We start from the raw sequence: 13,333 nt of genomic DNA, 5'->3' as shown, positions 1-13,333 counted from the left end.
ATTCCTATTATTTATTAAGATCAAGGAAAATTTTACTGTTTTTAACTTTGCCTTCGATTAAATCCATGAAAGATTGCTGTCCATCTTCCAGCTTACGAACTTCTGTCCATCCATCTGGTGTAACCTTGGCATTGACAAGTAATTGAACTGCATCTTGGAAATCCTGTCTGGAATAACAGAAAGATCCTAATACCGTAATCTCACTTCTAATAAAGTCATTGATTGGTAAAGGTGTCTCATTAACTCCCAGTCCAACATTCATAATAACGCCACCAGGATTGATAACTTTAGCTGCCTGTGATCTAGTTGGCAGAAATCCGACGGCATCAATCAACACATCTATACCTTTATCACCAGCGATTTTCTCCAGTTCCTGTTCAAACCCATCCTCACCGTTATTCAAGGTGTGCTCAATACCAATTTCATTCAATGTTTGCAACCGTTCTTCATTAATATCAGCAACAATTACATGGTTTGCACCAAGTTCTTTTGCAACAAATGAACTTAATAAGCCGATAGCTCCTGCACCATAAATCAATACATTTGGTACAGTATGTAAAGCCAGCGCTCTTCTTACAGCTCTGAAACAGCAAGCTAATGGTTCTGCCAGTGTAGCAGCATAGGAGTCAATACTTTCTGGCACTTCAACAACAGCACTTGCGGGAACAGCAACATATTCCGCAAATGCACCTGAACGGTGAATTCCGATAATTTGTCTGTTTTCACATTGCGTTTCGTTACCTCGTACGCATTGTTTACAGCTTCCACAAGTTAATAGTGGATTTACGACAACCTTTGCGCCCTTCGTAACTCCATTAACTTCCTCGCCTAAACACTCAACATGTCCACTAAACTCATGACCCATTATGAGCGGTGGAACACGCAAACTATTATGTCCTAAGAAGCCCTCAATTTCGGAGCCGCAAATACCGGCGACATCCACTTTTACCAACACTTCATCCTTTGCCAGTTCGGGTACGGACCTTTCCTCTACATCCATTTGCTTTGGTCCATTCCATGATAGTACTTTCATCTGTTTTCCCCCTTCGTTGTTATCGAACTGGATTTTCCAGTACTCCAATATTCTCTATCTCAATTTTGCATGTATCACCCGATTTTAAAAATAATTGCGGATTACGGAAAACGCCTACCCCATGAGGTGTTCCGGTTGCAATGATATCCCCAGGTTCAAATGTGAAACCTTTTGACAGATATGAAATGATGAATGGAATATTAAATATTAAGTGTTTCGTATTTGAATCCTGCAGTCTTTCCCCATTCAAATCAAGTTTGATATCCAAATGATGCGGATCTTCAATATCCTCTTTTGTAACAATCACAGGACCAAGTGGTGCAAACGTATCATAGGATTTTCCTCTTACCCACTGTACATCTGCAAATTGTACATCCCTGGCACTGACATCATTAATGATTGTGTAACCAAAGACATGATCCATTGCATCTTCTTCAGGGATATTCCTACCTTTCTTCCCAATGACAACTGCAAGCTCTGCTTCATAATCCACCTGTTCTGATTCCTCAGGTAATTCAATCGCTTCACCAGGAGCTGTTAGACATGAAGCCCATTTTGAAAAAATCATCGGTTGTTTTGGTGGTTCCACATTCTGTTCAATACAATGGTCCATATAATTATTTCCTACACAAACTACTTTTCCTGGACGAGATACCGGATTCAATACCTTGACGTCCTCATAACGATAAACCGCTCCCGTTACTGTATCTGCGTTATCTTTTGCCCACTTCCAGACCTTGTTAATAACAGGCAATGTTTTATCATTATTAACCACCAATTCATCCAAATTATTTACTAATGAAACATTCTGATTGGTTGCTTCATTATATAAATCTACTAATTTCCCCAAGTCATATACATTTGTGTCTTCCTGAATACCAATTCTTTCTTGTTCCTTTAATTCGAATGTGAGTAATTTCATGTTTCCACTCCTTGTTAGTTAATATTAAATTTGATAACGTTTCCAAAAAGTTTTAATCAAGTGGTAGATTATCTAACTTTTAGTAGAATCTCCCCTTTTTTATTAGTTTATTATAGTAAACTTAGTTTTATTAAATGAACTATTTAATATAGTAACATAAGACAATTTATTGTCAAATAATTTTTAACCTTCTTCAACTTTGAAAACTTGGCTTATCGTTAAGACTTAATTGGGAAACCTTAGCTACGCTTATGCGCTCAATTTTTAGTGTTTTCTAACCAATAAAAAAATGCCATATACCATTCAATCAGGAATATGACATCATTAATACCTTCATTATTTTATCCTAAATAGCCGCTTATCTTAGATAGTTTGTTTGCTAATTCAATAATTTCTGTGGTTGCTATTTCTTTCTTCTTTATCCAACTCGTTTTCGGCATAGTAAAACTTATGCCATAAACAATTCTATTGCTATGATCATAAACAGGCGCTCCTACACAATAAAACCCCTCAGCACCCTCCTGTTCTTCAACCACATATCCATCTAATTTTGCCTTTTGTAACTGGTCCCATAACTGTTCAATATTTTCCACTGTATAGTCCGTTTTCTTTTTAAATGATTCATCTTTATAAATTTCTTTTAGTTCGTCAAATTCATACTGCGCCAACTGAATCTTTCCGATTGCGGAAGCGTACGCCGCAAATCGGGTTCCTGGATCTGTAACAAGTCTGACCGGTGAGCTTCCTTCTTCCCTACCGATATAAAAAACATCGCCACCCATTAGTTTGCCTAACTGAATATGTTCATCAACGATTTGGATTGCCTTTTTAGCCTCACTAGAAAACGTTTCCATAATATTGAATTGATTTAAATAAGTGGAACCGATAAATCCTAAAACTGAGCCCAGATTATATTTCTCATTCTGTCCTTTTTCGATCCAGCCTAACGTCTCCATTGTATTTAATAAAGAATACATAGAACTTTTATTTATTTCTAATCGATTTGATAAATCAATCAACCTTAACCCATCCGGATTCTTAGCAACTTGTTCAATAATCAGGTTTGCCCTTTCCAGCGCCGGCACCCAATACTTTTGCTTTACCAATTTCAACCACCGTTCCTTTATCAGTAAAATTTCAGTTTATAATAGTAAACTTACTTTATTATAACACACATAAATTAGCGACAATATTAAGGCAGATTTCGTGTCTCGTCTTTTTAATGAAACAGTTGGCAATTGCTGAAATAATTTTCAAATATAGATTTCTATGTTGTTCGTCTAATAGATTCCAAATGATGCTGCGTTTTAGGGGGTTGTTGCTTGTAATGGCTGCTGATTCCCATTAATCCAATACATCCAATCGTTCGAGGTGATAGGCACCCATAAATTCAAGAGAATGACTCTTATTTTCACGTTGTATTCACGGTGCCGAAGCAACTGCACAGGGTTATTTATCACAATAAAAAATTACTGTACGATATAATGTACAAAGCAGTCGCTGAGACTTTAATGGGGAATATCCGCAGACAGAAATATCTTGGCGCATAGATTGGCTTTTTTTCCGTTTTACACATATGGGAAAAATCTACACTATCATCCTCATATTAATTCAAAAAAATAAGCCGCCAGTTCCAGCAGCACTTCTCTAGCGCAGCCAAATCTAACAGCATATACTATAAAACTATTCTACTTTAAATATACGAAAAATAACTAGAGGTTACTAACGTGTTTAATAAATCAAACAATTACTTGGTTAATCTTTGAATCATATTTATCCAAAAGGGTTTTCCCTTCTTCACTGATATTAATTTTCCTTTTCCATAGGCCACCTTCATTCAAATATCCTTGTTTAATTAACTTGGATATAATAACAGAGGCTTTCAATGAATCCATTTTTTGTTCTTTTATATATTGGTTGAATGCTGCGATTCCAGAATCCACTTTTTGTAAAATGATTAAGTCAGCCATCGTTATCTTTTCTTCAAATTTGTCTCTTGAATCGGCGATTACTTTGACATGCTTTAAACCCGCCTTTGTTATATTAAAAGTATAAAATCCCGGACCAGTGTGCTTATCTCGATAAATCAATCTATTCTGGTCAAGACTTTCAATGAATTTGTTGCTGATTGAAGAATCTACACCAAGCATATCGGAAACTTCAGCCATTGTATTATAACCGTTAGAAATAAGTTTCAATACTTGTAATTCCTGTTCACTAGGTTTAAATGAACTGTCAACTGGTTCTTCATTTAGCTTCCACCCTATTTTTCCGTAATAGTTTGGTGTAGTCATCAAACTAACAGTAATGGTGGATACTACAGTTACAACTAAACCCACTACGCCTACGTGGGTGTATTGAGCAATTGAAAATATTCCTAATAAATCTAGTAAAGTAAATAGCGCTGTTATTCCGATTCCTAGTACAGCCCCATAAAAAGCTCCTTGCTTTGATGTACGTTTCCACCATATTCCTAAAAAGACTAATACAGAAGGTGGCCCTAACCAAGCTGTGGCGAATGCGAATAAATATAATGGCCCTCCAGGATAAAAGCACAGAAACCAAACTAATATCCCCAATCCTACTGTAATTAACTTGGAAGGTAAGGTAAGCTCTTCCGGTGTTGCCTTTGGTCTCATAAAGCGTTGATAAACATCTCTGACAGCTGTGCCAGAAGCACCTATTAATGCTGTTGTAGAAGTAGATATTGATGCTGCGAGTGAACCCATAAGAGCAAGTGCTGCTATAGCAATCGGTAAGCCCTGAAGAACTACCCCGAATGCGGCCATTGGTGAAACACTGCCGTTCGGAGCAAACATGTCAGAAAATGCAGAGCCTGCATATATCCCGGCAAATGTTAGAATTAGATAAGGAACAGTTGCCAATAGAATAGCGGCATAAATAAATGAACGTTTTGCAGTCTTTTCACTTCTTGTAGATGACACACGCAACCAGTAATAGTTATTACCCCATACTAAGAAGCAAGCAAACAGTATAGCAAATGTTAAAAGACTAGGATATTGTAAAGAAAAAATACTCAATTGCCCTCCAGTAAATCCATGAGCCCAATAACTTAAATCACTTGGCCAGTTATTACTAATGAAACTAGGTCCTCCGAACTCGATTAGTAGTGAAATTAGCATTGCTGGAAGTGCTATTAAACCAATGCACATTTGTACAAAGTCAGTTAATGTGACAGCCCAGAATCCACCGATATAAGTGAAAAACAAGAACAGGAAAAAGATTACAGAGAGTGTTGCGATCAAAGACCATCCCGTAAACCCATTAACTACAATCGCCATCGAAACAACATTATTAGCCATAATTCCAAGTAACCCTAAAATACTTGCTATAGTAACTAAAACTCGTGTTCTTGAATCAAACCTCATCTCAAGCCATTCAGGCAATGTATGTGCTCCCGACCTGCGAATATACGGTGCGAAGAAAACGCCATAAAGGGCTAATCCGCCAATAAGATATGCAAATCCGAAGCCATATGAACCCCAAAACCCGTACATAACTGCTAAACCTGGTCCTAATGTAATAATCGTACCAGCGAATCCAATTGCGGCAACTCCAAAGATATTAACAATTAAACCTACTTCTCTACCAGCTAGTAAATAGTCATTTGAATTGTTTACCCATTTTCTTGTAATCAACCCACCATATAATAGGACCATGAAAAAAATCGCAAAATAGATAATAAAGATCGTATTGAACCCCATTAGTATTCCCCCTATTCAATAATTGCTACTGGTCTTGCCCATCCAGCACTAGCTTGCTCAATTTTCACCGGAAAAACAGCCACCTTAAACCCGTGAGGCTTTGATATTTTATCGAGGTTAGCTAGTTTTTCTATCTGACAATATTCCTTTTCTTCCCCCACAAAGTGAGCAGCCCACAGCACTCCATCTCTTGGTTCCTTTTTATATTCTTCTGCTTGCAGATGGAAAGGTATGTCCCACCCCCAACCATCAATTCCCATGACTTTAATTCCACTATCGATCAACCATCGCGTTGCATCAGCAGACACACCAGCATGAGCATTAAAATAACCTTCTTCATAAATCTTTTTGTCTGCATCCGTCCGAATTAAGACAATATCATATGGCTTTAAAGAATAATCCATCTCAGTAAGTTTTTGTTTTAGATCGTTAGTCGTAATCTCGTACCCTGGTTCCTTATCATGAAAGTCAAATAAAACACCAGGTCTGTAAAACCAATCAAGTGGCATTTCATCAATTGTCCTTGCTCGTTTCCCTTCAGATGTCGGCCAATAGTGCCATGGTGCATCAACATGTGTACCTGTATGAGTATTTAGAGTTACCGTTTCAACCGCCCAAGCCTTCTTTTCTGGGAAGTCATTAGCCTCTAAACCAAACATGCTGGCAGCTTGCACTGCTCCTTGCTCATGTTTAGAATAATCAATCTTAGCAGGAAGTGGCTCCTTTACTTTCTCGCTTAGCGGGACACTTAAATCGATAATTTGGAAGTCACTCATTTGACAACCCCCACATGGTTTAGCCCTAAAATCTTCCGAGTTTCATTTACATCAGCAACTTCCCGCCCTAATTCACCTGAAATGCGCACGATCCTCTCAACAAATTGAGCGTTCGTTTTTGCTAATTCATCTTTCTTATAAAAGACGTTATCTTCCATCCCAACCCGTACATGACCACCTAGAACTATACCCAATGTATTCATAGCCAGTTGATGTTTTCCGATTCCTATTACGGACCAGGTTGAACCAGATGGAATGCTATCAACCAAATGAATTAAATTTTTTGGAGTTGCTGTCATGCCACCAGGTACTCCTAAAACAAATTGAAAATGAAAAGGCGGTTTAATAAGTCCTTTTTTCGCTAGCATTAAGGCATTGTTAATCATTCCAGTATCAAAAACCTCTATTTCTGGTTTAACATTATATTCGTTCATATTGTTAGATAATTTCTCTAAGAATGGTGGTGAATTGATAAAAACTGAAGGTCCAAAATTCATTGACCCAGCGTCCAATGATGCAAACTCAGGAGCTAATTCACAAACCTTTAGTCGTTCCTCTTCCTCTAAATTCAGTCCTCCCGAAGAAGTAAGATTGATTATGATGTCACACTTATCTTTAATTCGCTCTACTGTCTCCTGAAACTTCTCGAAGTCCATTGAAGGGTTACCCTTTTCATCCCTAACATGAATGTGTGCTATGGAGGCACCAGCATTATACGAATCAAACACTTCATTAGCTATTTCTTCAGGTGTTATCGGGAGATAAGGCGAGTTATCCCTTGTTGTGACTGCACCTGTTGTTGCTACAGTAATAATTAATTTTTCCATAAAGATCCTCCTTGTTTTAATATTCTTTGACTAAACTCCTGCCCTCTTTTTTGAAAGCCCTTTCATTTAATCTCAGAAATATTTCCAGCAAATCAAAAGTCTTTAATTAGATTTTCAAGATCCTGTCCATACTTCTTTTTCATCACCCCCTCGAAGTCGTGAAGTATCCGATTCACATAAATATCATGACGGATATAGTTACGGGTGGTAGATATTGTCACCGGATGACTAGAAACTACTGCATGGGGAGAATTGTTTAAGGACTGAAGTATAATCGCTTTCGACTGATCTGTCACAATAGAAAGTTCTCCTGTGTGTCGATGGGAAGCGATATCCCCCCCATAGTGTTTAAAGTTTCGCCAGAGTACATCTGTATTATTACCTTCATCAAACGTCAAGGTAACAATGCTGATTCCCCGGTTATAAGCTTCAGTTAGTGGGGCCTTCAAAGCATAAAGTTCTTCACACCAACAACTCATTACAATTTCAGATTCACAGTGTGCGATTGCTGATTCAACTGCTTCCATTGATGATGAGTAACCATGTATCACAAAAAGCTCGGTCCAATTGGTGTCACTCATCGAAGAAATATTTGTTAGTTCTTTCGAAAGAAAATCTACATTACCCGAAAACGCTTCTTTTTTTTGCTGCAGTAAATCCTTATAGGGTAATGGGCTATAACGGACTTTTTTACCTTTATCACCACCAGAAACCGTAAAAATAACGTCACGTTCTTGCATTTTACGAATCGTTTCATAAACCTTTGGTGTTGGCACACCAGATAACACGGCAATTGCATTCCCATTTGCTGGGTGGGAGCGTATGAGAGCTAAATAAATTTTAGCCTCATATTCTGTGAAACCTAGTTCTTTTAAACTGTCTATTATTTGTTGTATATTCAATACGATTCACCTCTGGAAATAGTATACTACTAGGGTAGTTATTTAGTCAATTGAAAATATTAAGAATATTTAATTTTTCAATTCAAAGTTAATTTACAATTCTTACCTTAGAGGCCAATTGCAACAAGAGATGAAAAAGCGCCTTCTCGCAAAAGAAAACGCTTTTTCTAGGGTATTTAATTAGATTCCATGCTTAGCAAAAAAGTGTTCGCGATTACACGTTTAACATTAAACTTGGAATTTTGCCGCTCACACCATGACCAAAAAAGAATCAGGAATTTCCTTGTATTCTTTTGTTCTTAGCAATTGTTCGAATTCTTCTAGCCCAAGCATAACCATGTCAGATTGTCTAGCTAACAACTACATGTATTTTTTTGCTACTTCTAATCCTAAAAAGTCCATAATTTTAACCGTATATTCGGATCGAATGATACAAAGGATTGATTAGCCCCAGAATTCTATAACAGTCTGAACTCTTTAAAATAATAATCATTTATAAAAGGGGTAATACCAGGTAAATGAACTAAACGTGCATGTTTCAAGATCTCCCAAGGAATATGATCAGTTGTAAGATGACTTCCGGCTGATTGCTGTCTGTTATATTAAACCTGGTTATTTCCTGCTCGCAAGCAGTTCTATAATATAGAGACCTGTCGAAGTGTTCATCCTAGAAAAGCTTCACCTGCGAAAAGTCTCCTTACTTCTCTTTTGCCCGCTAAAAAACTTATCGCTGACTCTGCAGACATACTGTCCAAAGCAGTTCTTGCTATCCCCCCTTTATCGTAAAACTTTATTTGCAGAATTTAATGGGTTAACCTGATGCCAGTATGGATAACCTTCAACATCCCCCGCCACTGACAGAGCATAAGCACCAACACGATTACCTAATTCTGCTGAATTTCGATAATCCCAACCACGAATTAGACCCGATAGAAAACCTGCAGCAAATCCATCCCCTGCTCCTGCGGTATCAATTATTTTTGAAACCTCAACACCAGGTATGTAATGCTGTTCATTTTGGGTTGCCATATAGGAACCTTTTTCACCTATTTTTACTACAACAACCTTTGTTTTCCCATGCAGCAAGGATTGTGATATTTGTTCAGGCGTATCTTTACCAGTTAAGGTTTGCCCTTCATCCAATCCAGCTAGAACAATATCACACTTTCCTGCTATATCTGTTAATACATTTGCCGCTTCCTTTTTCGACCATAGTTTAAGCCTAATATTTGGATCAAATACAACCACTTGTTTATTCTTTTTTGCAAGTTCAATTATTCGATAAATTGCCTGTTTACAAGATTCACTAAGGCCAGGAGTTATACCTGTCAAATGGATGAATCTAGCTTTTGAAATATACTCCTCATTTAGGTCCTTTGGCGATAGATTACTGGCAGCAGAAGATTTACGATAGTAATATATACTAGGATCTTGCCCCGGGTTCATCTCCTTAAAGAACAGACCTGTAGGGTTTTCTTGATCAAAAATAATATTTGAGGTATCTACCCCTTCACCACGTATAAAATTCCGAATATAATAACCAAATTCATCATTACCTAATCGACTTATCCAACCGGTTTTATGTCCAAGCCTTGATAGAGCAATAGCCACGTTTGATTCGGCTCCTCCAAGTGTCCTATTAAATCGATCAGAAAACCTTAAAGGTCCGGATGAAGTCGGGGTGAAAAGTACCATACTTTCACCTATTGTGACCAAATCCATAAGTAATCCCCCTTATACTCCAGAATAAGCCATAAATCCCCCATCAACTGGAACTGTTATGCCAGTTACAAATCTAGACATATTACTATCAGCAAGCCATAGTAATGTCCCTAATAAATCTTCCGGTTCACCAAATCTGTCCATTGGTGTATTTGAAATAATTTTAGTTGACCTTTCAGTTAAGGTTCCATCAGGATTCGTTAGAAGGTTTTTGTTTTGTTCTGTCAGAAAAAAACCTGGTGCAATAGCATTTACACGTATTCCGACATCCGCTAAATGAACCGCTAACCACTGGGTAATATTATTAATCCCTGCTTTCCCGGCACTATATGCAGGTACCTTTGTCATCGGTGATGGCGCACTCATCGATGAAATGTTAATCACTGTTGCTCCATTAAGATTAATCATGCCTTTTGCAAAAACCTGGGTTGGAATAATCGTACCCAATAAATTTAAATTTAGGACATGTTGAAATCCTTTTTCTGTTAAATCGAAAAACGTTTTAAGTTCTTTGTTTTTAAGATCATCTGGCTTAAGTGTTTCATTTGTCGTTGTTCCTTCCGGATGATTTCCTCCAGCACCGTTGACTAATATATCACAAGGTCCATATTTCTCCGTGATGGTTTTCTCGGCATTTTTCACATTTTCTGCATCTAACACATCACAAGCAATAGCCGTTGCCTCTCCACCATTACTTTTGATTTCCTCTGCTACTTTTTTTCCCTTTTCAATCGTTCGATTTAGCACAGCGACTTTAACACCCTGTCTGCCAAACTCTTTAGCCATTTCTCGGCAAAGAACACCACTTCCTCCTGTTATAACAGCAACTTTACCGTTTAAATTTTCATTGATGGGTAACATACTTTTTTCTCCCTTCTTATATTTACCAATGAGTCCCATATGCCTAATAAGTACATGGCACCAAGCGCACGGTCATATAGACCATATCCCGGTCTACATTCTTCATCCCAAATGTGCCTGCCGTGATCCGGTCTTACGTACCCTTTGAAATCCGCATCGTATAATTCAGTAACAATTCCCGGTATATCTAAACAACCATCTGCATTGTAATGTGAAGTTTCGATAAAATTGCCATTTTCATATCTTTTTAAGTTGCGAATGTGAACAAAGTGAATTCGACTAGAAAATATTCTTACCATATCGACAAGGTCATTTTCCGGATTCGCGCCAAGAGAGCCAGTACAGAAAGTTAGACCATTATAAGGACTATCTACTAATTTTAAAAATCTTTGTAAATTACTTTTGTTCGTAATGATACGTGGGAGGCCAAACACAGAAAATGGTGGATCATCCGGGTGAATAGCCATCTTGATATCAAGCTTTTCAGCCACAGGAATTACTTTTTCTAAAAAATAATGCAGATTATTCCAAAGGTCTTCCTCTGTTACTCCCTCATATTCCTTAAATAATTCTGTTAAATATTGTAACCTCTCTGGCTCCCAGCCCGGCATTGTGTAATCAGAGCTATGGGAAATCATTTTCGCTAGTTCCATAGGATTGGTGTCTTTAACTTTACTTTTTTCAAAAAAGAGTGCTGTGGAACCATCCTGGTGTTTCCCATAAAGATCTGTACGCACCCAATCGAAAACCGGCATAAAATTATAACAAATTACTTTAACACCAACACACGCAAGTCGCTCCATTGTCTTAATGTAATTATTGATATATTCATCCCTCGATGGTAATCCCAGCTTAATATCCTCGTGAATATTGACGCTTTCAACCACTTCTATGTTTAGTCCAGACTGACTTGCTTGCGATTCTACCTCCTGTATCCTGTGAAGAGGCCATTCCTGACCAGTTGGAATGTCATGAAGAGCCCAAACAACTCCCTTCACACCAGGTATCTGTTTTATATTGTTTAAAGGAACTCGGTCATTCCCTTCTCCAAACCACCGAAAAACCATCTCCATCGTTGTATGCACGTCCCTCTTTTAATGTTCAATATTTAAATAGTTACATATATTATTAAAGGAAATATCTTGCACCACTTTCCCATTCCATTCCATTTCATTTGGAATTTCTCCATTTTCTACCCAGTTACCAATTGTATTACATAAAATCCTTCTAAAATACTCATGCCTTGTATAGGAAAGTAAACTACGAGAATCTGTTAGCATTCCAACAAAATTAGTCAGGACACCTACATTTGCAAGAGTCTTAATTTGGTTTTCCATACCATCGCGATGGTCATTAAACCACCATGCTGTGCCAAATTGAATTTTTCCCGGCGTACCTTTTTGAAAGTTACCAGCCATAGATGCGATCATATAATTATCACGAGGATTTAGATTGTAAAGAATCGTCTTCGGCAATTGGTCACTTTCTTCCAATTGACTTAATAAATTTGCCAAATCATTCGCATACGTAAAGTCTGCTATTGAATCAAAGCCTGTATTCGGGCCAATTTCCTCTACCATCTTTTTGTTTGTATTTCTTAACCCTCCGATATGGAGCTGCATAGCCCACTCTTTTTCAGCATAGAACTTTCCTAATTGAATCAGGACATCCGTTTTATATTGGATTGCTTGTTCTTCACTTATCGTCTCACCTCTTAATGCCTTTTTGAAGATAGCGTTGATTTCTTCCTTAGAAGCTTCACGATAAAAAGAAGAATCTAGACCATGATCAGCTAACCTGCAGCCAACTTCATGAAAATAGTCAATTCTGGACTTAAGTGCATCTAAAAATTCATGAAAACTTTTAATTCTATGTTCCGAAACTTTTTCTAATTGGCTTACCCAATCAGAAAAAGAATGTAAATGGATGTTTAAAGCCCCGTCTGGCCGAAAAGTTGGTAAAACCTTAACATCAAAGGTATGGTCATCTTTAATTTTTTGATGATACTTTAAATCATCTAAAGGGTCATCTGTTGTACAGATACCTTTAACATTAAAATTACTGATTAATCCTCTAGCACTAAAACTTTCTTTCTGAATTATTTCATTACACTTTCCCCATATTATTTCAGCATTCTCAGCATTAAGATTGTCATAAATACCAAAGCACCTTTGTAGTTCTAAATACGTCCAATGGAAAAGCGGATTGCCCATTAAATTTGGTACAGTTTCCGCCCATTTCACGAACTTTTCTTTATCACTTTTATTCCCTGTTATATATTCTTCAGCTATTCCATTTGCTCTTAATACTCTCCACTTATAGTGATCTTCACCTAGCCAGGCCTCGGTAATAGTAGAAAACTGCTTATCTTCTGCAATTTCTTTAGCAGTAAGATGGCAGTGATAATCAAAAATCGGCATATTCTTGGCATACTCGTGATAGAGTATTTTTGCTGTTTCGGTTTCTAATAAAAAATCGGCACCCAAAAAATTCCTCACAAAAACCCTCCTAGCCTCTAGTCAAGGCCTAATTATGAATTGGCTAAATCATAAAGTGAATGGACAA

Annotated in this window: 11 protein-coding genes and 1 pseudogene; 1 reads left to right on the top strand and 11 read right to left on the bottom strand. The window is 37.5% G+C overall.

All coding sequences use genetic code 11. From position 1 onward, the window contains the following. Positions 1–7: 7 nt before the first annotated feature. From BLS02_RS03750 to BLS02_RS03740, 3 genes are all read right to left on the bottom strand, one after another. A complete protein-coding gene (locus BLS02_RS03750; RefSeq protein WP_092491619.1) occupies positions 8–1,033 on the bottom strand; it encodes a zinc-dependent alcohol dehydrogenase in 1,026 nt (341 codons plus the stop codon). Between the two features lie 19 nt (positions 1,034–1,052). Next, a complete protein-coding gene (locus BLS02_RS03745) occupies positions 1,053–1,955 on the bottom strand; it encodes a fumarylacetoacetate hydrolase family protein (protein WP_092491618.1) in 903 nt (300 codons plus the stop codon). Between the two features lie 341 nt (positions 1,956–2,296). Then, positions 2,297–3,061, bottom strand: a complete 765-nt coding sequence (locus BLS02_RS03740; protein WP_092491617.1) for an IclR family transcriptional regulator — start codon at positions 3,059–3,061, stop codon at positions 2,297–2,299. 291 nt (positions 3,062–3,352) lie between these two features. On the opposite strand from BLS02_RS03740, the pseudogene BLS02_RS19480 reads away from it, so the two are divergent. Beyond that, positions 3,353–3,569, top strand: a pseudogene (locus BLS02_RS19480) (IS91 family transposase); the annotation flags it as partial. 125 nt (positions 3,570–3,694) lie between these two features. Here BLS02_RS19480 and BLS02_RS03730 read toward each other — a convergent pair. The 8 genes from BLS02_RS03730 to uxaC form a co-directional block, all read right to left on the bottom strand. After that, the gene (locus BLS02_RS03730; RefSeq protein ID WP_092491616.1) at positions 3,695–5,680 is read right to left on the bottom strand and encodes a sodium:solute symporter family protein; all 1,986 of its coding nucleotides are present in this window, start codon (positions 5,678–5,680) and stop codon (positions 3,695–3,697) included. An 11-nt stretch (positions 5,681–5,691) separates the two neighbouring features. Then, complete coding sequence (locus BLS02_RS03725) at positions 5,692–6,456, bottom strand: cyclase family protein (protein WP_092491615.1); 765 nt, start codon at positions 6,454–6,456, stop codon at positions 5,692–5,694. Further along, entirely contained in the window at positions 6,453–7,283 is an 831-nt protein-coding gene (locus BLS02_RS03720) for a beta-keto acid cleavage family enzyme (RefSeq protein WP_092491614.1), read from the bottom strand. Before BLS02_RS03720 ends, BLS02_RS03725 begins: the two co-directional genes overlap by 4 nt. 92 nt (positions 7,284–7,375) lie before the next feature. Further along, positions 7,376–8,185: a TrmB family transcriptional regulator gene (locus BLS02_RS03715; protein ID WP_175559428.1), complete on the bottom strand. Its 810-nt coding sequence runs from the start codon at positions 8,183–8,185 to the stop codon at positions 7,376–7,378. Between the two features lie 777 nt (positions 8,186–8,962). Continuing rightward, a complete protein-coding gene (locus BLS02_RS03710) occupies positions 8,963–9,907 on the bottom strand; it encodes a sugar kinase (RefSeq protein WP_092491612.1) in 945 nt (314 codons plus the stop codon). 12 nt (positions 9,908–9,919) lie between these two features. Then, on the bottom strand, positions 9,920–10,768 hold the full coding sequence (locus BLS02_RS03705; protein WP_092491611.1) for an SDR family oxidoreductase: 849 nt from the start codon (positions 10,766–10,768) through the stop codon (positions 9,920–9,922). Next, complete coding sequence (gene uxuA, locus BLS02_RS03700) at positions 10,744–11,841, bottom strand: mannonate dehydratase (RefSeq protein ID WP_092491610.1); 1,098 nt, start codon at positions 11,839–11,841, stop codon at positions 10,744–10,746. The genes BLS02_RS03705 and uxuA overlap by 25 nt, the downstream gene beginning before the upstream one ends. 21 nt (positions 11,842–11,862) lie before the next feature. Beyond that, on the bottom strand, positions 11,863–13,266 hold the full coding sequence (uxaC, locus tag BLS02_RS03695) for a glucuronate isomerase (RefSeq protein WP_092491609.1): 1,404 nt from the start codon (positions 13,264–13,266) through the stop codon (positions 11,863–11,865). Between the last annotated feature and the right edge of the window lie 67 nt (positions 13,267–13,333).

The organism is Virgibacillus salinus (genome assembly GCF_900102415.1).
Classification (GTDB): Bacteria; Bacillota; Bacilli; order Bacillales; family Amphibacillaceae; genus Lentibacillus; species Lentibacillus subterraneus.
This window is presented reverse-complemented; position numbering and strand designations above follow the sequence as displayed.